The following is a 21,421-nucleotide window of genomic DNA, read 5'->3' on the forward strand; positions in this document are numbered from 1 at the left end:
GGCATGCCTCGCCACACTCGCAAGCCGCCTCTGTCCTGAGGCGGGAGGATAGGGTTAATGAGTGCTTTGCATGCTGACAGGCGCCTGTCGGCCTGGCTTCTTGCGCCCGGCTTCGGCTGGCTGCTGATGTTCCTGGTGATTCCGTGCCTGTTGGTGCTGGTCTACAGCTTCGTTGAACGTGGCGCCTATGGCGGCATCGACTGGTTGTTCACCTGGGAAAACTACCAGCGCGCGTTCGATCCGCTGTACCTGGGCATCCTGCTCAAATCGGCGAAGATCGCCGGGCTGGCCACAGTGTTCGCGGTGTTGATCGGCTACCCGGCGGCCTATGCGATTGCCCGTGCGCCACGGCGGCGTCAGGCGGTGTATCTGTTTCTGGTGATGCTGCCGTTCTGGAGCAATTACCTGATCCGCACCTACGCCTGGATCGTCCTGCTCAACCGCGAAGGCCTGATCAATCGCCTGCTGCAAATGCTCGGCTACAGCGGCGAACCCATCAGCCTGCTGTACACCGAATCGTCCGTGGTGCTGGGGCTGGTCTACAACTACATCCCCTTTGTGATCCTGGCGATTTTCTCGTCGCTGTCGCGGATCAACAACGAATTGTGGGATGCCTCGAAAGACCTCGGCGCCTCGGGCTGGATGACCTTTCGCCGGATCATCCTGCCGCTGAGCGTGCCGGGTATCGCGGCGGGCGCGGTGTTTGTGTTCGTGCTGAGCATCGGCAACTTCATCACTGCCGACCTGCTGGGCGGCAAGCAGGTGCAGATGGTCGGCAACCTGATTTATTCGCAATTCCTCACGGCGCGGGACTGGCCGTTCGGTGCGGCGCTGAGCTTCTTCCTGATCGCGATCATGTTGATCCTGTTGTTCATCCAGGCCCTGGTGGCCCGTCGTGCAGAAGGGGCGCGCTCATGAGTCAGTCTCGTTCTGTCAGCGCCACCGTGCTGGGTTCGCACCTGGGGCTGGTGTACGCCTTCTTATATATACCGATCCTGGTGCTGATCCTGCTGTCGTTCAACAAGTCCGGATTGCCTACCGCCTGGGGCGGTGTATCGCTGAAATGGTACGCGGCACTGGCGCACAACACGGCGATTCTGTCAGCGGCGCTCAACACCCTGATCGTTGCCTTGTCGGCGACCTTGATTGCCTGCGTGCTCGGCACGTTCCTGGCGCTGGGTATCGAGTTGCGCCGCAAGGGCAACGACAAAGGCCAGGTGGTCGACACCTTGCTGATGGCGCCGATGATCATCCCCGACATCGTGCTGGCGATTGCGCTGTTGAGTTTCTTCAACCTGCTCAAGGTCGGCCTGGGGCTGCACTCGATCATCATCAGCCACGCGGTGTTCAACATTGCCTTCGTCTGCGCGGTGGTGCGCACGCGGCTCAAGCACTTTGACTATTCGATCCTCGAAGCCTCGATCGACCTGGGTGCGAGCTGGTTCACCACCTTGCGTCGGGTACTGCTGCCGGTGATTTTCCCCGGTGTGCTGGCCGGTGGGTTGCTCTCGTTCACCCTGTCGGTGGACGAATTCATCATCGCCTTTTTCAACTCCGGCTCCGGCCAGGCCTCGACCACGTTGCCCATGCAGATCTACGCCATGATCCGCTTTGGCGTCACCCCGGAAATCAATGCTCTGGCGACGCTGGTGATGCTGGTCAGCATCACCGCGCTGCTGGCTTCGCAGCGTCTCAACAAGGCTCCTCGCACCCATGAATAATTCTTCCGCGGTACTGATCCTGGATAAGGTCAGCAAGTCCTATGGCAACGGCCTGGCGGTCAACGAGGTGTCGCTGAGCATCCGCGAGAACGAGTTCTTCGCGCTGCTCGGTCCGTCGGGCTGCGGCAAGACCACGCTGCTGCGCATGCTCGCCGGTTTCGAGACCCCCAGCGGTGGTTGCATCTACCTGGACGGCAACGACATCTCGCCGCTGCCGGCCAACAAGCGCCCGCTGAACCTGATGTTCCAGTCCTACGCGCTGTTCCCCAACATGACCGTGCGCAAGAACATCGCCTACGGCCTGGAAATGGAGCGCCTGCCGGAATCCGAAATCCGCCGCCGGGTCGATGAAGTGCTGAACACCGCGCAACTGGGTGAGCTGGCCGAGCGCAAGCCCGATCAGCTTTCCGGCGGCCAGCGTCAGCGGGTGGCATTGGCCCGGGCGCTGGTCAAGCGTCCGCGGGTGTTGTTGCTCGACGAGCCCTTGGGCGCCCTCGACAAAAAGCTGCGGGAAAAGATGCAGCTGGAACTCAAGCGCCTGCAGCACGAGAGCGGCATCACCTTCATCATCGTCACCCACGACCAGGAAGAAGCCCTGGTGATGTCCGACCGCATGGCGGTGCTCGATGGCGGCAAGGTCTGCCAGTGCGGCAGCCCGACCGAGCTCTACGAAAACCCCAACAGCCGTTTTGTCGCCAACTTCATCGGCGTCAGCAATCTGCTCGAAGGCGTGCGCTCGGGCCCGCACTCGGTGCGGGTCAACGGCCACGAGTTGAGCGTCGAAACCGATGCGCCTTCGGTGAGCGGCCAATCCGTCGCCGTGGTGGTGCGCCCCGAACGCCTGCAAGTGCTGACGGAGCAGGGCGGCGATTGCGCCAATCAGGTCAGCGGCAAGATCGTCGAAATCGCCTACCACGGCCTCGACACCAACCTGCACGTGCAGACCCCCCTCAGCGACAAACCGCTGATCGTGCGCGTGCCGTCCTCACAGTTTGAATTCGCCCATTTTGCAATCGACACCACCATCCGGCTGGGCTGGCAGGCCCGGCATGCCCGCGTATTGACGCGCTGAACAATAAAAAGACCAGGCAGGAGCAGCACTCGATGAAACAGAAAGTGATCGCATTCTTCCCCGAAGCCGCCTACGGCCCGGCCCTGAACTCAGTGGGTATCGCCCAGGCCTGTGAAGCCCTGGGGCACAAAGCGGTGTTCCTCACCGACCCGGGCATGAGCGGTGTCTACGCCGGTTATGGTTTTGAAGAGCACATGGTCAACATGTCGGCACCGATGCCGGCCGAAGAGATGGCCCGCTACTGGGTGGATTTCATCAACGGCCACATCCCGAACTTCCGCAAGTCGCCGCTCGACCAGATCGACAACTACGTCAAGGAATGCTGGGCCGCCATCGTCGAAACCGCCAAGTGGGCGCAAAAGGACCTGCCGGCGGTGCTGGACAAGGTCAAGCCCGACCTGATCTGCGTCGACAACGTGATCCTGTTCCCGGCGATCAAGCAATACGGCAAGCCCTGGGTGCGGATCATTTCCTGCTCGGAAAACGAGATCGAAGACCCGGATATCCCGCCGCACCTGTCGGGCATGAGCATCGACGACAAGGCTGGCCACGCGTTATTCCGCCAGCGTTTCGAAGAAGTGGTCGGGCCGATCCACGACGACTTCAACCAGTTCCTCCAGGCCCATGGCGAGCAGCCGTATCCGCTGGGTACCTTCTTTGAAGCCTCGCCGTTCATGAACCTGCTGCTGTACCCGGATGCGGTGAAGTTCGACCGGCGCCACCCATTGCCGGCCGAGCGCTTCCATTACCTGCAGGGTTGCGTGCGCCACGACACGCCCTACGAGATTCCGCAGTTTCGCGCCCACAACGACAAGCCGCTGCTGTACGCCAGTTTCGGCAGCCTCGGTTCCGGCGATGTCGAGCTGCTCAAGCGTCTGATCGAGGCGGTGGGCAAGCTGCCTTACCGGGCGCTGTTCAACGTCGGCGAGCACCTCGACGAGTACCCGGACCTGCCGGACAACGTGCAGATTTCCAACTGGTTCCCGCAGCCGTCGGTGATCGCCCAGGTCGACGCGGTGATCCACCACGGCGGCAACAACAGCTTTACCGAGTGCCTGTTCTTCGGCAAACCGGCGATCGTCATGTCCTACGTCTGGGACGGCCACGACAACGCCATGCGCGCCGAAGAAAGCGGCCACGGCTTCAAGCTCGACCGCTACGAATGGAGCGAAGAACAGCTCGCGGAAAAACTCCACGCGTGCCTCAACGACGAGGCGATGCGCCAACGCCTGCAGCGCACCAGCGTGCAGATGCAATCGCGCAAGGGGCCGCAAGACGCGGCTGCAATTCTCGACAAGGTGCTCAACGATGCCTGATTCATCCACCACGGCGGGTATCACGCCGTACCTCGAAGCCGTCAGCAGCCGCACCGACCTGGTGGACTGGGGCGTGCAGAGCGACGCCGTCGAAGGCGTCTCGCATTCCAGCGGCCGCTTGCTGTTCAAGGGCCCGGACAACAGCCCGGAAAGCGGATTGTGGGTGTGCACCCCCGGGCGCTGGCGGTTGTCGATTCCCCGGGATGAGCTGTGCCATTTCATCGCGGGGCACGCCACTTACCGTAACGACAACGGCGAAGTGATAGAGGTCCGTCCCAACACCCTGGTGTTGTTCCCCGCCGGCTGGACGGGTGAATGCCACGTCCGCGAAACCCTGCGCAACGTGTACATGCTGGCCTGACGCTGGACTTGAAATTGAATGTGAACCTGTGGCGAGGGAGCTTGCTCCCGCTGGGCAGCGAAGCTGCCCCCAGCTTTTGATTTGAAAAGCGGGGCCTGCTGCGCAGGCCAGCGGGAGCAAGCTCCCTCGCCACAGGGTATGTGATGAACCGTCATGAACCGATTTTTTTGGAGAGCAACAGATGAAGACCCCGTTTCTGTACGACCCGCTGAGCCTCACCGACGTTAAGGATTGGGGCGTGATCCCGACCATGCTCGAAGGCGAATCCCGTGTTTCCGGCGTGGTGCTGCACAAAGGCCCCGAAGGCCAGTCCGAATGCGGTATCTGGATCTGCACCCCGGGCAAGTGGTTCTGCCATGTGACCAGCGACGAGTTCTGCCACTTTCTCGAAGGCCGCTGCACGTACGTCCACGAGTCCGGCGAGGTGATCGAGATCAGGCCGGACACCGCCGCCTTCTTCGGCAAGGACTGGAAGGGTGTGTGCACCGTCCACGAGACCATCAAAAAGGTCTACATGATCCGGTGACTGCCATGACAGATGCACTGGCGTCATTGCCAACCCGTGAAGATCTGCGCGCCGCCTTTCTGGCCCGCGCCGGTCACGCCGGGACCTTGCTGGTCGCCTTGCCGGCGGATGCTTCGACCCGGCGTTATTTCCGCCTGGAGGGCGCCGGCCTGTTGCTGATGGATTCGCCCCCCGACAGTGAGCCGATCGGCCCGTTCGTGCGCATCGCCCGGCAGTTGCAGGGGCTGGGCCTGTCCGCGCCGGCCTTGCTGGAAGTGGACGAAGCGGCGGGGCTGGCGTTGATCGAGGATTTCGGTCACGACACCTACACCCGGCTGCTGCTGGCCGGGCATTCGGAGTCGCAGCTGTATCACCTGGCGGTCGATACGCTGGTGGCCTTGCATCGCGCTGCGCCAGCCACGGAACTGGCGCCTTACGACGGGCAGCGACTGGCGAACGAGTACGCATTGTTTATCGACTGGTACGTGCCGCTGCTGATCGGCAAGGACGCGGCGCAAGACCTGCGCGATGAGTATCTGGCGTTGTTCGCCGACACTTGTCGCGATGTCGCAAAACGCCGTGAAGCCCTGGTGCTGCGCGACTTTCACGTCGACAACCTGATGCTGTTGCAAGGCCGCGAAGGTGTCGCCGCCTGCGGCTTGCTGGATTTCCAGGACGCCCTGGTCGGGGCGGCGGCCTATGACCTGATGTCGCTGCTCGAAGACGCCCGGCGCGATGTGCCCGAGGCACTGCGCGAGGCACTGATCAGCCATTACCTGTTGCAGCGCCCGGAGCTGGATGCGCCGGGTTTTCTCGAAGATTACCGGTGCCTGGCCGCCCAGCGTCACGCCAAGGTGCTGGGGATTTTCGTGCGCCTGGCCGGCCGTGACGGCAAGCACGGTTACCTGGCGCATTTGCCGCGCACCCTCGGTTTGTTTGTCCGCGCCCTGGACGCCGAGGCCTTTGCGCCCCTGCGTCAATGGCTCGAGCGGCACGTGCCGGGCTGGCGTGAAGAGCTGCCCGCCGCGACCCTGGCGACGTTGCGTGAAACCCCTTATCGATTGGTTCAAGGATCATCCCATGGCCACGTTCAACACTGACACCGCATTGCGTTTCATCAATTCTGAATTCCTGCCGCTGACCGACGGCCGTGTGCGCGAAGTGCTCGACCCGGCAACCCTGCAACCGGTCGGGCAAGTCGGCGTGTGTGGCGAAGCCGATGTGCAGACCGCCACCGATGCCGCCACCGCCGCGCAACGCCAATGGCGCCTGATCGATGCGAAAAGTCGCGCCGCGCGCTTGCATCAGCTGGCCAACGCCATCGAACAGAATGTGGCCTGCAACCGTGAAGTCGCCCGCCTGATGACCCTGGAGATGGGCAAGCCGTTTCCCGAAGCCATGGGCGAACTGGCCAACTGCGCGCCGATCTTTCGCTACTACGCGGAGATGGCCCGGGACGATGCCGGCAAGGTCGCCGGCACCACGCAGATCGGCTCCTTCCAGCATGTGCGTTACGAGCCGTACGGCGTCAGCGTGCACATCATGCCGTTCAACTTTCCTATCCTGCTGATGTGCTGGACGGTCGCCGCGTCGCTGGCGGCGGGCAATGCCTGCATCATCAAGCCGGCGGAAGCCACGACCCTGTGCACCCTCAAGTTCATGGAGCATTTCACCGCGTTGCTGCCGGGGCTGGTGTCTTGCGTGCCGGGCGATGCAGTCACCGCGCAATTGCTGGTGCAGTCGGATCAGACCCACGCGGTGGCCTTCACCGGCAGCGTGGCCGCAGGCAAGGCGGTGGCCGTGGCCTGCGCCGAACGGATGAAACCTTGCGTGATCGAGGCCGGTGGCAGCGATCCGCTGATCATCTCCAGGTATGCGCCACTGGACGTGGCGGCGGCGGGGGCGGTGACGGCGGCGTTCCACTTGAGCGGGCAGATCTGCACCTCGGCCGAACGCTTCTACGTCGTCGATGAAGTCCATGACGAGTTTGTCGCGAAGTTCGCCGAGCGCACCCGCGCCCTGCGTATCGGTCATGGCCTGGAACGCTCGGAGATCGGGCCGATGGTCAGCGAGGCGGCACGCAACAAGGTCATGCGCCTGGTCGATGACGCCGTGGCCAAGGGCGCGACAGTGGTGTGCGGCGGGCGGATTCCACCCGGGCACAGCGTCGGCTGGTTCTATGAGCCGACCATCCTCACCGGCGTGACCGGTGATATGGCGATTCTGCAGGAAGAGTGCTTCGGCCCGGTGGCGGCGATCTGCCGGGTCAGCGATTTCGACGAGGCGGTGCGCTTGGCCAACGATTCGCCGTTCGGCCTTGGCGCCTCGCTGTTTTCCACGGACCTGGCCGAAGCCATGGAAGCCGCCGAGCGTCTGGAGGCGGGGATGGTCTGGGTCAACAATCCGCTGATCGACAACGATGCGCTGCCGTTCGGTGGCTGGAAGATGTCCGGCCTTGGGCGCGAGCTCGGGCGTCAGGGGCTGGAAGCGTTCCGCCGCTCGAAAATGGTCATCATCGACCACCAGCCGAAAATCCAGGACTGGTGGTATCCCTACGCCGACGACGTGTTCTATCGCGATCCGGCCTGAAGCCGTGATGCACACAGGAGGATCGTGATGAGCGACAACATGGGATGGCCGACCCTGGCGGTGATTCTCGCGGCCGGGCAGGGCACGCGCATGCGTTCGCCGCTGCCCAAGGTCTTGCACCCGGTGGGCAACCGGCCGCTGCTCGGCCATGTGCTGGCGGCGGTGGCGACGGCGGGCATCGAGCAACGGGCGGTGGTGGTGGGCGCCGGCGGCGGGCAGGTGGCCGAGTACCTGCAACAGGTGGCACCGACGGCGCAGGTGTTTACCCAGCACGAACAACTGGGCACGGCCCATGCGTTGCTGGCGGCCCGGCCTGCACTGCAGGCTCACGAGCAGGGTTGTGTGTTGGTGCTGTTTGGCGATTCGCCGTTGATCACCCCGCAGACCCTGAACCGTTTGCGCCGGGCGCTGATAGACGGCGCAGCGGTGGCGGTGGCGGGTTTCCATACCCGGCAACCGGGACCCTATGGGCGATTGCTGGTGAAGGACGGTCGTCTGCGGGCCATCCGCGAAGCCAAAGACGCCAGCCCGCAGGAGCTGGACATCAACTTCTGCAACGGCGGCGTCATGGGCCTGCGTGCCGACACCTGCCTGTGGTTGCTGGAGCGTATCGGCAACCGCAACGCCCAGGGTGAGTACTACCTCACCGACGCGGTGGCGGTGGCCAACGAAGCGGGGCATACGGTGACGGCCGTGGAAGTGGATGAAGTCGATGTGCTCGGGGTCAATGACCGCGAGCAATTGCAGGTCGCCGAACAGCTGTACCAGCAACGTCGGCAGCGCAGGATCAAGGAGTGTCCCATGGGTGACTATCAACGGTTGTACATCGGCGGCGAGTGGGTCTTACCCGTCCAGCGCGGTGTTTTTGAAACCCTCGATCCGAGTGACGAGTCGGTTCTGGCGCGGGTTGCCTCGGCGACCGCCGAGGACATCGATCTGGCCGTGGCGGCGGCGCGCAGGGCGTTTGACGAGGGTGACTGGCCACGTTGGTCCGGGGCACGACGGGCGCAAGTGCTGAGGAACATCGCCGAGGGCATCCGCGCTCGCCAGGACGAACTGGCGGCCATCGAAGTGCGCGATAACGGTAAACCGCTGCCGGAAGCCTTGTGGGACATTGCCGATACCGCCGGGTGCTTCGATTTCTATGCCGGACTTGCCGAGCAGTCGGACCAAACCAATGAGCAATCGATCGATTTGCCGGATGCGCGCTTCACCTCGTCGGTGATCAAGGAACCGGTGGGCGTGGTCGCGGCGATCATCCCGTGGAATTTCCCGATGCTGATGGCCGCGTGGAAAGTCGCCCCGGCACTCGCGGCGGGCTGCACCCTGGTGCTCAAACCTTCCGAACTGACGCCGCTGACCGCCCTCGAACTGGCCGGCATCGCCGACCAGGCCGGGTTGCCGGCCGGGGTGCTGAATGTGGTCACAGGCTGGGGACGCGAAGCGGGAGCGCCGTTGGCCGAACACCCGCAGGTCGACAAGATCGCCTTCACCGGCAGCGTGCCGACCGGACGCAAGATCATGCAGGCCGCTGCCAGCGAGATCAAAAACATCAGCCTGGAACTGGGCGGCAAATCGCCTTTCGTGATCTTCGCCGACAGTGATATTGAGGCGGCGGTGGAGTGGATTCTGTTCGGGATCTTCTGGAACCAGGGCCAGGTCTGTTCAGCCACTTCGCGGGTGCTGGTGGAGCGCGGGTTGTACCCGGCGTTGCTGGAGCGCTTGATTGCCGCCACCGAGCAGATTCAGATTGGCCAGGGCTTCGAGGAGGGGGTGAAGCTCGGACCACTGGTCAGCCAGGGGCAACTGGACAAGGTGCTGGCGGCCATTGCAGCCGGTCAGCAAGAGGGGGCGCGGCTGGTGTCGGGCGGTGTGCGGCCGGGTCATCTGGAAAAGGGGTATTACCTGACGCCGGCGATTTTCGCCGATGTCCCGCAGGACAGCGCCGTGTGGCGCGAGGAGATTTTCGGCCCGGTGGTGTGCCTGCGGGCCTTCGACACCGAAGCCGAAGCGATCCGCCTGGCCAATGACTCGCCGTTCGGGTTGGCGGCGGCCGTCATGTCCCGGGATATCCCGCGTTGCGAACGGGTCGCTCGCGGTTTTCGCGCAGGCATCGTGTGGGTCAATTGCTCGCAACCGACCTTCGTCGAGGCACCCTGGGGCGGCTACAAGCAAAGCGGCATTGGTCGCGAACTGGGTGAGTGGGGCTACAACAGCTACCTGGAAACCAAGCAGATCACCCGCTACAACGGCGAACCCTGGGGGTGGTATCTGAAGTGACGTGAGCGCCGCAGTGGCCTGCCTGCGGACAGGGGCAGGTCATTTTTCCCGAATTGTACGGCTGTGGAACTGGAAGCCATTCTGGCAATCGAAGCCTATACGGGCGAGACGGACGTCGTAATGGTTACGCGCTGGCATTGAACGCCTTGTATGGCTGTAAAGCCGGGAGGGTTGCATGGAAAGGGACGCGATGTTCAGGTTCCTTGCGGGCTACCTGTTGATGTGTGCCCTGCTGGCATGGGGGGTGGTCCAGGCGTCTCACTGGATTGCTTCTCGCCTGCTGCTGTATTGGATTATTTAGCGCCGACCCTCGCTGCCTCGCTCCTTCCTGTCGATTCTTCCAGCACCCCAATGGTGCGACCCACTGTCTGGCCTTCTTCCTCCGATCCTTAGCCTGCGAAATCAGTCCGGTTTGCTGAACCGGCCACTGACCCAATCCAGGGATTGAGCCAGTGGCCGATGCTGCCCGGGTTAGTGGAACGGGAAGATGTAGTTCATCCAGGCGGCCATGCGCAGAAGGATTTTGCGCATCATCGCGATGTGATGGAAATGCTGGCTGTACAACGCCGCCTGGCCGTAGGCACCGCCCGGCATCTGGCCGGCGTACTGGGCATAGTCGGGGTCGGTGATCTCAATGATCACCGGGACCCGGCCGGCCGGTGGTGAACCGGTGAAGCCGATCAGCGTGCCCGACGGCTGGATCTGGCCTTCGGCGATCACCGAAACGACGGTCTTGACCTTGCCTTCGAACACCTTGCCCGGAATGCCGTCGAAAGCGACCTCGGCCTCATCGCCCTCGGTCAGGCGCAACAGGCTGTTCTGGCGCATCCACGCGGAGAAGTAATGCCCTTCCGCGGGAATGAAGACCATCGAAGGGCGCAGCGGCAACTTGGTCGCCATCATGCCCGGACGCAGCGAAACATGGGTGACGAAGCCTTTGCTCGGCGCACGGACCGTGGTGTTGTCGAGTTCGTACTGCGCGCTGTCCAGTTGTGCCTTCAGGTCATCGCTGCGCGCGACCACCATGTCCAGTTCCCGTTGGGTACTGAAATTACGCTTGATCAGCTCGGTGATCCGCGCGCGATCGGCCTGGGCGGCAATCAGTTGCGCCTTGAGGGATTTCAGTCGGTATTCGAACGGCGCCGGGTCGATGCGAAACAGCACATCACCTTTTTCCAGGGGCTGGTTGGTTTTCACCGGTACATCGATCACCTGGCCGCTGACCACGGGAATCACCGGAACCGACACGAAATAGGAACGCGCCACCTCGGAGTAGGGGTGGTTGTAGTTCATCGTGAAAATCAGCGCGCCGATAATCACGACTCCGCCCAGCACCGCCGTGGGTACTGTCCATTTGTTCAGGGGGATGCGGAAGATCTTGAAGATGGCTACGCACAGAGCGGCATACGTCAGAATGAGTAAGAGATCCATGGCTCAAATGCCCTCGCCGAGATTGTCCGTTGGCACCCGGTTCTGGGTCGTGCCCGTCGCTGCCTCCAGCCGCTCGATCCGGCCTTGCAGCTCGGCGACCTGTTGTTCGAGGTGAACCACATGACTTTTGGGTGAATGTCCGTCACTGAAACCCCAGCCCCGGTCCTCTCGATAGGCCATGGCCCAGATCCACAGGAACGGCCACAGCGCGTGCAGGGTGAAGAGGCTGACCCAGCCGGTGGCGTGGATTGCATCCTGGTGAGGGTGGTTGCGGTGGACAGCAATTTCATAGGGGATGTCGTGGAGCAGGATGATCCCGTAAAACAGCACAAGCCCGACAAAGACCAGCAGGCCCAGGGCGAAGTAATCAAGCATGAACCACTCCTCTTGAAGCAGATAACGTGTGCGCATGAGTGTAGCCGTTCAATCTACACTTGACGGGGATGCGGCTATCCAGCCGGAGCAACCGGTGCCTGGCCGACGCGTCGACCGAAATCGTGCAAGCACACTCCGACGAGGTGAGTTCATGCCAGACAATGGTCAATTCGAAAGGGCGCCTGTACTGGACCCTGTCGAGCGCATTACCGAGGTGATCTTCGGCCTGCTGATGGCCATGACGTTCACCGGCACCATCAGCGTGGCCACGGCGGACCAGGCAGCCGAACGCACGATGATGATTGCCGCGCTCGGCTGCAATCTCGCCTGGGGACTGGCCGATGCGGTCATGTACCTGTTGCGCGCACTGGTCGAGCGCACGCGCAGGATCAAGCTGTACATGGCCTTGCGCAATGGCGCGGACGCCGTGGCCGGCCAGGCGCTCGTTGCGCAGGTATTGCCGTTGCAGTTCGCGACGGCGGCCGGCAGCGAGGGCCTGGAGTTGTTGCGCCGGCGGCTGCTCGAGCAGCCCTCCTTGCCGATCAGGGCGGGCCTGGGCTGGAACGACTTCAGGGGCGCCCTCGGGGTTTTCCTGTTGGTCGTGGGCTCGACGTTTCCGCTGGTGGTGCCGTTCATACTGCTGGATCAGACGGCACTCGCCATTCGCCTGTCCAACCTGATCGGGCTCGTGGTGCTGTTCATCGCCGGCTGGATGCTCGCCAGATACGCTGGCGCCACGCAATGGCAGGGTGGGGTGATCATGGCCGCTACGGGGGGTGTGCTGATCCTTGCGATCATTGCGCTGGGCGGCTGACAGCCGGTCATAAATCAACACACTAAAGACTCATTCTCATTTACAATTGCCCTTCCATTTACGTTGGGCAGCCTGGTATGGATGTTCTTGCCACAATCCATCTTTATTTATCCCAATGGGTGATCGAACCGGTCACCCGGCAGTTCCTGGGCATTTTCGACTTCAACGGCAGACTCGGTCTAGCCTTTCTCTGCATGTCTTACGGCGTCGCCTACTGCCTGTTCCGCTACCGAGAATCCCGGGGCCTGACCGACGCTCGCTCATTCGGGCAGTTCATCGGCGGCCGCCGGGTGTACCTGCATCGCTCGGCACTGCTGGACTACCGCTACTACTTCGTACTCGCCATCCTCAAGGTTGCCCTGGTGCTGCCCATCGTCGGTCTGGTGGATCCGTACGTCTTGCGTTCAGCCGACTACATCGCGTTCTTCACCCAACTATGGGGCGCGCGTACGCAAGTGGAGGAGCACCTGGCGTTGACCCTGCTCTATGGGCTGGGCGTATTTCTGGTCAAGGATTTCAGCCATTACTGGGGCCATCGCGCTTTCCATTCGCGGTACCTGTGGGCCTTCCACAAAGTCCATCATTCGGCGCCCGTGCTGGTGCCGGCGACGGCCAGCCGCGTGCACTTTCTGGAAGAAGTGGTCGAAAAGCTCACGGACATCATCTGCGTCGGCGCGTTTGCCGGTGTCTTCTGGTACGTCTGTGGCGGGGAGATCAGCCGCTATACCTTGTTTGGCGTGACCTACATCGTATTCATCTTCAATGCCCTGGCGGCCAACCTGCGTCACAGCCATGTCTGGTTTTCCTTCGGGCCGGTGCTGGAGCGGGTACTGAGCAGCCCGGCGCAACACCAGATTCATCACAGCGATGCACCGCGACACTTCAACAAGAACTTCGGCATCAACCTGTCACTGTGGGACTGGATGTTCGGCACGCTGTACGTCACCCGGTCCACACCCGAGGCCATCCATTTCGGTACCGGCGAACAGGATCACGAGCGTTACCTGACGCTGCAGGGCTTGATCGTCACGCCTTTCGTGGATATCGCGCGCAAACTGCTTCCTGGGAAACCCTTGAAAGCACAGCCTGAAAGCGGATCTGATCCGTATTTTTCAGCGCAATCTGCATCTGTAACGAATACAGCCGTCAGCCCACAATAAGTCTTCGGTACGACGCTCGGGCAGCACACGCCGCCCCTGTACCGCCAATTCATAGTGTGGGAGGCCCCATGGCCAAGATGACGATTTTTCTCGGCGGTTTTCTGCTGTTGACCATCCTGATCGGTATGCTGGCGACGATTCCGCCGGCGTGATTACACCCGTTGCAAATCAGGAACTCTGCCGATCGATATCGCGCCGCAGCACGACGGCGGTGGTGATGTCTTCAACGTAATCGTGACTGGCGACGGCATCTCTGACCCGATTCAGGTCATCGATGGTTCGCGATTCGATCTCGATGACCAGGTCGAGTTGGCCACTGACCGAGGACACGCGTCTGACCTGCGAGTTTTGCGCAAGCAGGTCGAGCAGGCCCATTGCAGGCGTGCGCTTGAGGCAGACCAGCAGGATTGCGCGAATCACGTTGGCGTCGATTTCACCGATATCAGCGCGGTAGCCCCGGATCACGCCATTGCGTTCAAGGTTGATGACCCGTTCGCTGGTCGCGCTTCTTGAAAGCCCGATTCTCGCCGCCAGAGCCTTCAGGGCAATGCGGGCTTCCTTGGAAAGAATTTCGAGTATTTCGCGATCTTTCGTGTCCAGGTCGCGCATCAGAACTCCCTAATTTTGCTGCCGAAATTGTGCCGGTCGATTCCGGCAATATGCAGGCGCAAGCCGACCGTATACCTACTGCCGTCCCGGGCGTTGCGTGCCAAGCTATCTGAAAAAAATGGCTTGGAAAACAATTACCATGACAAATCTCTCCCATCCTGCCCCCCAGTTCTCGACCGGGGATGCCGAAAAACTCAGTGAGCAGCTTTTCAACGTTATTGGTACGGCCACGCCTCTGGATGGCGAGCGCGACCGCAACTACCGGTTGAACACCGGAACCGATGCGGGATGGATTCTGAAGGTCGTCAACTCGACCGAGCCGCGCGTTGAAAGCGAGTTTCAGACGGCCATTCTCAGTCATCTCGCCACTCACAATCCCGAGCTTACCGTGCCTTTTCTCAAGAAAAGCCTCGCCGGTGAATACCTCGCCACTGCGCTAGCGCCCTCGGGCGAAAGCCATGCGGTGCGCCTGGTGAGCTGGTTGCACGGAACGCCGTTGGCCGAGGTCAGGCGTACCTTCGAATTGATGCGCAGCCTTGGCCAGTCGTTCGGTGAGATCGACCGTGCGCTTCAGGGCTTCATTCATTCGGGCGCGGTGCGGGATCTCGACTGGGATTTGCGTCACGCCGCACGTTCGCGATCACGCCTGCATTTTGTGAAAGATCCTGGCAGAAGAGCGATTCTGGAACGCTTCATTGAAAGCTTCGAACAAAACGTCCAACCGAGGCTTTCGCGCCTGCGTGCACAAGTCATTCACAATGACGGCAATGACTGGAACATTCTCGTCGACTCGCACAATCACCAGAAAGTCTCGGGCATCATCGATTTTGGCGATGCGGTCCATACGATTCTGATTGCCGAAGTAGCCATCACCTGCGCCTATTCCATACTCGACATGGAAGATCCAATCGGCGCGGCCGCCGCCCTCACGGCCGGTTTCCATGACAAGTACCCTCTGCAGCCGGAAGAGCTTGACGTCCTCTTCAATCTCATTGCGATGCGCCTGGTCACGAGCGTCACCTTGTCGGCATCGCGATCCGACCGAACGCAAGACAATCCCTACCTTGGCATCAGCGAAGCGCCGGCCTGGCGTCTTCTGGAAAGGCTGGATCGCATGAACCCTCGACTGGCGACGGCGATCCTGCGCAAAGCCTGTGGTTTTGACGCGATCGAAGGCGCGGGTGCGGTTCGCCGCTGGGTTGCCGAAAACAGCAAGTCCTTCGCCGATATCGTGCGTCCATCTGCTGCAACCATGAACAAGGTCATTGCCCCGTTCGGAGATGCTTCCCATGTGATGACTATTGCTTCAGCCGAGCAGCGTCCAGCAGAGGCAACGAAGTGGTGGAATGATTTTTCTGCCGAACACAAGGTGCCGCTCGGTATCGGGCCATGGGGTGAGGAAAGGACCATCTACACCGACACGGCGTTTGAGTCGCGATTCATTGAAGGGCAGCGTCGGATCATTCACGTCGGTGTCGACTTGATCATGCCCGCAGGAACGCCTCTCTATACGCCTGTTGCCGGTGTGGTACAGAGCGTCGAGATCGAACATGAGCCGCTTGGCTATGGTGGTTTGATCATGCTCAAACACTCGCCGGAAGGTTGCCCGCCATTCCTGACATTGTGGGGGCACATGGCTCATGAGGCTCTCGCTCGCCTCAAGCCTGGTGACTGCCTGGAGGCTGGCGCGCTTGTCGGATACATGGGGGAGGACACGGAAAATGGTGGGTGGATTCCCCATGTGCATTTTCAGATGTCCACTGACACCGGATTGAAAGCGGGTGAGTTCATCGGCGTCGGTGAACGGGCTTATCTTGAGGTATGGGCCGACATTTTTCCCGATGCATCGACTCTCGCGGGGATTCCTGCGGAAACCTACAGCCAGGACGGGCGCACCAAGGCAGAGATTGTGGCCAAGCGCAAGGAGCTGTTGCTGCCAAACCTGTCGATCTCCTATTCGGACCCGATCAAGTTCGTTCGCGGTGACGGGGTCTGGTTGATCGACAACTTTGGCAGGGCGTATCTGGACTGCTTCAATAACGTGTGCCATCTCGGCCACTCCCATCCAGATGTAGTGCAGGCGCTTTCGCGGCAGTCTGCACGCCTGAACACCAACACGCGCTACCTGCACGACAATATCGTCGAGTATGCAGAGCGGCTCACCGCCACTTTGCCTGAAGGCCTGGCGGTCGCTTCCTTCGGTTGTTCGGGAAGTGAAGCAAACAGCCTCATGCTGCGTATGGCGCGCAATCACACAGGGCGTAACGATGCAATTGTGCTGGATTGGGCTTACCACGGCACGACACAGGAACTGATTGACCTCAGCCCTTACAAATACAAGCGTAAAGCCGGTAAAGGGCGCGCAGATCATGTGTTCGAGGCGGTCGTTCCGGATGCCTACCGTGGCGTGGATCAGTGGGCGTTCGAGGAACTTGGCAAGCGTTACGCCGAGAGCGTGGCGGATCAGATCGAGCTCATGCGCAAGCAGGGCAGAGCGCCGGCGTTCTTCCTGGCGGAGTCCATTCCAAGTGTCGCCGGGCAACTGTTCTTCCCGGAAAACTACTTGAAAGAAGTCTATGCGATGGTCCGAGCAGAAGGCGGTCTTTGCCTGGCTGACGAAGTCCAGGTCGGCTTTGGTCGTGTTGGCAGCCACTGGTGGGCTTTTGAAACCCAGGGTGTGGTGCCCGATGCAGTGTCCATGGGCAAGCCCATTGGCAACGGCCATCCGATGTCGGCGGTGGTGACCACGCGGGAAGTTGCCGACAGTTTCAACAACGGCATGGAGTACTTCAATACCTTCGCCGGCAGCCCGGTTTCATGTGCTGTAGGGCTCTCGGTACTCGATGTGATCGAGCGCGATAACTTGAAACTCAACGCACTGACCATTGGCAACTATCTGCTCGACGGCTTCCGTAAATTGCAGCAGCGCTACGAGGCAATAGGCGATGTGCGTGGGCAGGGTCTTTTTCTCGGGATAGAACTTGTCACGGACCGCAAGACCAAAGTTCCGGCTACGCAGTTGGCCAAACAAGTAGCCGATGGTGCCAGGGAACGGGGCATTTTGATCGGTACTGAAGGCCCCCATGACAATGTCCTGAAGATGCGCCCATCGATGATTTTCAGTCAGGCAAATGCTGACTTTCTGCTCGAGGTCCTGGACGAAAGTTTCAAGGCCGCACTCCGCTGACCTGGCTGGACAATATGACTGCCCGGCATAGTGTCGGCCAACTCCGGCAATGTGTCAGGCAGGCTGACACCTTGCCGGGTGCTTTCCAGAAGTGCCTATGCAAGACTTTTCATGAAGGCCGGGTGAATAACCCCAAGAAAATAATAAACAATTCTTCCAAGGTGCCATCCAATGCTAACCAAAAAGCTCAAGGGTTTGATTGTCGCTTCTACCGTGGCGGCCGCAGCGCTACTTTCTACTGCGGTTGTTCATGCTGATGATTTGAAGTCGATCCAGGATTCCAAGGAAATCCGTATCGCAATGAGCGGTCAATACTCGCCCTTCAGCTTTGCCAACGAGCAGAACCAGATTGTCGGATTCGACGCTTCCATCAGCGAGGCACTGGCTGAGCGGATGGGGGTAAAAGTGAAGATCATCACCACGCCGTTCGACGGGATCATTGCCGGTCTTCTGGCGAAAAAATATGACGCCATTATCGCTTCCATGACCATTACCCCGGAACGGCAGAAGGCAGTGGATTTCGTCGGGCCCTATTACCATGCCGGCCGCACGATCGTAGTGAAGGAAGATTCTTCGATCAAAAGCCTCGATGATCTCAAGGATGTGAGTGTCGGCGTGACCCTCGGCGATGCTCACGATAAATGGGCCAGGGGCCGCGGCAATCTGAAGGTCAGAACGTACAAGGGTCTTCCGGAAATGCTGGTCGACCTGGAGGCCGGGCGTATCGATGCGATAGTGATGGACAGTGTTCCGGTGCTGGTCGCCATCAAGGAAACCGGGCAGAAGGTGCGCATCATTACTCCACCGGATAGCGATGGCGGCATCGAAGGCATGGGCATTGCCCTGCGCAAGAACAACCCCGAGCTCAAGGCGACCCTGCAGAAGGCGCTGGAAGACATGCTCGCCGACGGCACCTACGAAAAGATCTCGATGAAGTGGATTGGCAACGATATCCGCTGATTGCTGTTCAGCATGGCTCGACGGGTCGTCGGGCCAGTCAATCCGACTTTTCCGAGCGTGCTCATGGATCTGACTCTCATACAACGCACATTCCCGTTTTTCCTGGAGGCGGCCTGGATTACGGTGCAGATTTCTGTACTTGCTCTTGTGCTTGGGTTTCTGGTCGCAATCGTGCTGGTGGCTGGCCGGTTGTCCACGGTTCTCGCCTTTCGATGCCTTGCCAGACTCTACATCAGCGTTTTTCGTGGCACTCCCTGCCTGGTTCAACTGTTCATCATCTACTTTGGCGGGCCGCAGATCGGACTTGAACTGGAGCCGTTTGCGGCAGGCGTAATCGGCCTGGGCCTGAACATCGCTGCCTACATGGCCGAATCCATTCGTGGCGCTATCAGCAACGTTGATCCTGGCCAGGAAGAAGCTGCGCGTTCGATTGGTTTCGGGCGTGGCCAGACCTTATGGTTTATCACGCTGCCACAAGCTGCAAAGTTGATGATCAGGCCGCTGGGAGTGAACGCTGTCGCTCTTATCAAAGGTTCTGCGCTGGTGTCGACGATCTCTGTTGTTGAGCTTTCATATACAGCGCAACGCTTTATCAGTTCAACGTACAAGCCTTTCGAGATCTTCATGGTGTCTGCACTGCTTTACATCGTGATGGTCTACTCGGTCAGATTCATTATTGACTATCTCGATAATCGCTTCGCGGCAAGGTGAGAGCATTCCTATGCAAAGCCTGGACCTTAGTATAGTTACACCTTATTCCGAGTTGCTTGCGACCGGTCTTTGGTGGACGGTCGTGATGTTTGTAAGTTCCAGCCTGTTGAGTTTGATGGCGGGGATTGCCTTTGCACTCATTGTTCTTTATGCGCCCAGAGTCCTGGCGCTGCCCGTGCGTTTTATGACCTGGTTGTTGATGGGCACGCCACTGCTTCTGCAGTTGTATGTGATTTATTATGGTCTTGTGCAAGTGGGCATCGATATTCCCGCACTGGTGGCTGGCATCATTGGTCTTAGTTTGCACTTTGCCGTCTACAACGCCGACGTCATTCGTGCCGGCGTGGTGTCGGTAGACCCGGGGCAGGTCGAAGGTGCCCGCTCCATTGGCCTCAGCCGTGGACAGACCCAGCGTTACATCATCGTGCCGCAGGCGTTGCGCAGGACTATTGCGCCGCTGGGAAACAACCTGATTGTCCTGTTGAAGGACACCTCTCTGGTTTCCATAATCGGTATTGCCGAGTTGGTATACAGCGCGCAACTTGCCGTGAGCGAGACCTATAGCCCGTTTGAGTTTTATCTGACTGTTGCGCTTGTTTATTATGCAGCCAATCTTATTCTCGAAACCGGTCTGCATCTTCTCGAAAAAAAGGTAGAGATGTCACGATGATAAGAAAAGAATTCATGGTTGAGGTGAAGAACGCTCGCAAGGCTTACGGAGCACTCGAAGTACTCAAGGGAATCGATCTTTCCGTATCTCGCGGGCAAATCGTCGCAATTATCGGCCCAAGTGGCTCTGGCAAAAGCACGCTTCTGCGGTCAATCAATCACCTGGAAGCACTTGATGATGGCGAGATCTGGTTGGAGGGTGAGCAGATCAATCGGCCATTGAAAGGTCGAGCGTTTGAACAGCACATAAACGCTGTGCGTCAGCAGATGGGCATGGTATTTCAGCACTTCAATCTGTTTCCGCACTTGAACGTATATGAAAACATCGCTCTCGGTCCGATAAAACTTAAGGGGCTTACAAAAAAAGCATCTCGTGAATTGGCGATGGAATACTTGTCAAAAGTTGGATTGGCCAACAAGTTCGATGAGTATCCTTCTCGCCTGTCGGGTGGACAGAAGCAGCGCGTTGCCATAGCAAGGGCACTGGCGATGCAGCCAAAGGTCATGCTGTTCGATGAAGCTACATCGGCACTGGACCCCGAGCTTGTCGAAGAGGTCAACCTGGTCATGAAGCAACTCGCTGCGGAGCACATGACGATGTTGATCGTCACTCATGAAATGCGCTTTGCAGGCGAAGTGGCAGACCGGATTGTCTTTATGGATGGCGGGGTTGTCGTAGAAGAAGGAGCGCCGCAGGAGATCCTGCAGAACCCCGTCCACGAGCGAACCCGGTCATTCTTGAAAAAGCATCTGCACGATAGATAAGTGGCGCTTTCCTTGCGTGATCTGGCAAAGCGTAGTCTCGCAGACCAAACCGGCGCTGCCGCTCACCGGTACTCATCATGCCGACGCCACCAGGGCCCCGTCTCATTGCGCCCCTTGGGCGCGCGGTCGAGCCATTGGTACATGCTCCACAATCCGTCCAGGCCCCGCGCGTAGGTGGAGTAGGTGTGATAGATCTCGCCGTCTTCCAGCACGAACGTACTCAGCCCCGGCCGGTCGCGGGTATAGGTGGGCGCATCGGTGCCACAGGTCGCGGCGAACTGTTTCACCGGTTCCGGTATTTCACTGGCGTCCATGGCATGGCCGCCGCGCTGGTAGTTGTATTCGACCAAGCCTTCGCGCTGCTGCGCTTCGGTGAAGTAGACATTGAAGTCGGCGGTGAAGTCGCTGTCGGCGGCCGAGGCCCAGGGGAAGGTCCAGCCCATTCGGCGCTTGTAGGCCTGCAGTTTCGCCAACGGTGCGCGGGATATCGCCATCAGGGTCACGTCGTGGTTCCCCAGGTGGACGACGACGGGCTCGAAGCCATCGGCGATGGCTGAGCAGGACGGGCAGCCTGCCGTGTAGTCCGGGCCGAACATGAAGTGGTAGACCAGCAGCTGCGAGCGCCCTTGAAAGAGTTCGGCCAGGGTGGCGCTGCCGTTGTCGGTATCGAAGCGGTACGTCTTGTCGAGGCGAACCCATGGCAATGCCTGGCGTTGCCTGGCCACTTCATCGCTGCGTCGGGTCAGGGCCTTTTCCGCTTCGAGCAGTTGCAGGCGAGCCGCCAGCCATTGCTCCCGGGACGCGGTTGTGTGGGTGTTCATCGTTCTACGCTCCTGGTGAAAGGTCGTGATTTAGACTAAACCCGGGTGTCAAATGATGGGAGTGACAAGCGTGGC

Annotated in this window: 20 protein-coding genes and 1 pseudogene; 17 read left to right on the top strand and 4 right to left on the bottom strand. The window is 60.2% G+C overall.

The genetic code is table 11. From position 1 onward, the window contains the following. Positions 1 to 57 precede the first annotated feature (57 nt). From ACM6G4_RS06720 to ACM6G4_RS06765, 10 genes and pseudogenes are all read left to right on the top strand, one after another. Positions 58 to 918 carry an ABC transporter permease gene (locus ACM6G4_RS06720; RefSeq protein ID WP_056727353.1) on the top strand — a complete coding sequence of 287 codons (861 nt, stop codon included), beginning with the start codon at positions 58 to 60 and terminating at the stop codon, positions 916 to 918. Beyond that, entirely contained in the window at positions 915 to 1,721 is an 807-nt protein-coding gene (locus tag ACM6G4_RS06725; protein ID WP_056727350.1) for an ABC transporter permease, read from the top strand. Before ACM6G4_RS06720 ends, ACM6G4_RS06725 begins: the two co-directional genes overlap by 4 nt. Further along, positions 1,714 to 2,793, top strand: a complete 1,080-nt coding sequence (locus ACM6G4_RS06730; RefSeq protein WP_414913319.1) for an ABC transporter ATP-binding protein — start codon at positions 1,714 to 1,716, stop codon at positions 2,791 to 2,793. The genes ACM6G4_RS06725 and ACM6G4_RS06730 overlap by 8 nt, the downstream gene beginning before the upstream one ends. A 32-nt stretch (positions 2,794 to 2,825) precedes the next feature. Continuing rightward, complete coding sequence (locus tag ACM6G4_RS06735) at positions 2,826 to 4,109, top strand: nucleotide disphospho-sugar-binding domain-containing protein (protein WP_414913320.1); 1,284 nt, start codon at positions 2,826 to 2,828, stop codon at positions 4,107 to 4,109. Further along, entirely contained in the window at positions 4,102 to 4,470 is a 369-nt protein-coding gene (locus tag ACM6G4_RS06740; protein WP_414913321.1) for a cupin domain-containing protein, read from the top strand. The genes ACM6G4_RS06735 and ACM6G4_RS06740 overlap by 8 nt, the downstream gene beginning before the upstream one ends. Before the next feature lie 181 nt (positions 4,471 to 4,651). Continuing rightward, entirely contained in the window at positions 4,652 to 4,996 is a 345-nt protein-coding gene (locus tag ACM6G4_RS06745; RefSeq protein WP_414913322.1) for a cupin domain-containing protein, read from the top strand. A 5-nt stretch (positions 4,997 to 5,001) separates the two neighbouring features. Continuing rightward, positions 5,002 to 6,075: an aminoglycoside phosphotransferase family protein gene (locus ACM6G4_RS06750; RefSeq protein ID WP_414913323.1), complete on the top strand. Its 1,074-nt coding sequence runs from the start codon at positions 5,002 to 5,004 to the stop codon at positions 6,073 to 6,075. After that, on the top strand, positions 6,056 to 7,564 hold the full coding sequence (locus ACM6G4_RS06755) for an aldehyde dehydrogenase family protein (RefSeq protein ID WP_414913324.1): 1,509 nt from the start codon (positions 6,056 to 6,058) through the stop codon (positions 7,562 to 7,564). Before ACM6G4_RS06750 ends, ACM6G4_RS06755 begins: the two co-directional genes overlap by 20 nt. A 39-nt stretch (positions 7,565 to 7,603) precedes the next feature. Continuing rightward, a pseudogene (locus ACM6G4_RS06760) lies at positions 7,604 to 8,068 on the top strand (NTP transferase domain-containing protein); the annotation flags it as partial. A gap of 297 nt (positions 8,069 to 8,365) precedes the next feature. Next, positions 8,366 to 9,844, top strand: coding sequence for an aldehyde dehydrogenase family protein (locus tag ACM6G4_RS06765; RefSeq protein WP_414913341.1), 1,479 nt, complete (start codon positions 8,366 to 8,368; stop codon positions 9,842 to 9,844). A gap of 471 nt (positions 9,845 to 10,315) precedes the next feature. On the opposite strand, the gene ACM6G4_RS06770 is transcribed toward ACM6G4_RS06765, so the two are convergent. Both ACM6G4_RS06770 and ACM6G4_RS06775 read right to left on the bottom strand, forming a co-directional pair. Beyond that, complete coding sequence (locus ACM6G4_RS06770) at positions 10,316 to 11,275, bottom strand: efflux RND transporter periplasmic adaptor subunit (protein WP_056727338.1); 960 nt, start codon at positions 11,273 to 11,275, stop codon at positions 10,316 to 10,318. 3 nt (positions 11,276 to 11,278) lie between these two features. Next, positions 11,279 to 11,650: a DUF3302 domain-containing protein gene (locus ACM6G4_RS06775; RefSeq protein ID WP_056727334.1), complete on the bottom strand. Its 372-nt coding sequence runs from the start codon at positions 11,648 to 11,650 to the stop codon at positions 11,279 to 11,281. Between the two features lie 151 nt (positions 11,651 to 11,801). On the opposite strand from ACM6G4_RS06775, the gene ACM6G4_RS06780 reads away from it, so the two are divergent. Both ACM6G4_RS06780 and ACM6G4_RS06785 read left to right on the top strand, forming a co-directional pair. Beyond that, on the top strand, positions 11,802 to 12,464 hold the full coding sequence (locus ACM6G4_RS06780; RefSeq protein WP_223541792.1) for a VIT1/CCC1 transporter family protein: 663 nt from the start codon (positions 11,802 to 11,804) through the stop codon (positions 12,462 to 12,464). 77 nt (positions 12,465 to 12,541) lie between these two features. Beyond that, positions 12,542 to 13,624: a sterol desaturase family protein gene (locus ACM6G4_RS06785; protein WP_223541791.1), complete on the top strand. Its 1,083-nt coding sequence runs from the start codon at positions 12,542 to 12,544 to the stop codon at positions 13,622 to 13,624. Positions 13,625 to 13,792: 168 nt separating this feature from the next. Here ACM6G4_RS06785 and ACM6G4_RS06790 read toward each other — a convergent pair whose 3' ends face one another. Next, a complete protein-coding gene (locus ACM6G4_RS06790) occupies positions 13,793 to 14,233 on the bottom strand; it encodes an Lrp/AsnC family transcriptional regulator (protein ID WP_007975212.1) in 441 nt (146 codons plus the stop codon). A 139-nt stretch (positions 14,234 to 14,372) separates the two neighbouring features. Here ACM6G4_RS06790 and ACM6G4_RS06795 point away from each other — a divergent pair, with 139 nt between their 5' ends. The 5 genes from ACM6G4_RS06795 (at position 14,373) to ACM6G4_RS06815 (ending at position 20,525) form a co-directional block, all read left to right on the top strand. After that, positions 14,373 to 17,420: an aminotransferase class III-fold pyridoxal phosphate-dependent enzyme gene (locus ACM6G4_RS06795; protein ID WP_414913325.1), complete on the top strand. Its 3,048-nt coding sequence runs from the start codon at positions 14,373 to 14,375 to the stop codon at positions 17,418 to 17,420. A gap of 171 nt (positions 17,421 to 17,591) precedes the next feature. Then, a complete protein-coding gene (locus ACM6G4_RS06800) occupies positions 17,592 to 18,380 on the top strand; it encodes an ABC transporter substrate-binding protein (protein WP_414913326.1) in 789 nt (262 codons plus the stop codon). Positions 18,381 to 18,443: 63 nt separating this feature from the next. After that, complete coding sequence (locus ACM6G4_RS06805; RefSeq protein ID WP_104448064.1) at positions 18,444 to 19,091, top strand: amino acid ABC transporter permease; 648 nt, start codon at positions 18,444 to 18,446, stop codon at positions 19,089 to 19,091. 10 nt (positions 19,092 to 19,101) lie between these two features. Further along, on the top strand, positions 19,102 to 19,761 hold the full coding sequence (locus ACM6G4_RS06810) for an amino acid ABC transporter permease (protein ID WP_409078730.1): 660 nt from the start codon (positions 19,102 to 19,104) through the stop codon (positions 19,759 to 19,761). Positions 19,762 to 19,775: 14 nt separating this feature from the next. Then, positions 19,776 to 20,525, top strand: a complete 750-nt coding sequence (locus tag ACM6G4_RS06815; protein ID WP_409078731.1) for an amino acid ABC transporter ATP-binding protein — start codon at positions 19,776 to 19,778, stop codon at positions 20,523 to 20,525. A 62-nt stretch (positions 20,526 to 20,587) separates the two neighbouring features. Here ACM6G4_RS06815 and ACM6G4_RS06820 read toward each other — a convergent pair whose 3' ends face one another. Beyond that, positions 20,588 to 21,346, bottom strand: coding sequence for a DUF899 domain-containing protein (locus ACM6G4_RS06820; protein ID WP_414913327.1), 759 nt, complete (start codon positions 21,344 to 21,346; stop codon positions 20,588 to 20,590). Positions 21,347 to 21,421 lie beyond the last annotated feature (75 nt).

Origin of the sequence: Pseudomonas sp. IT-P258 (genome assembly GCF_949767825.1) — a bacterium.
GTDB classification, from domain to species: Bacteria; Pseudomonadota; Gammaproteobacteria; order Pseudomonadales; family Pseudomonadaceae; genus Aquipseudomonas; species Aquipseudomonas monachiensis.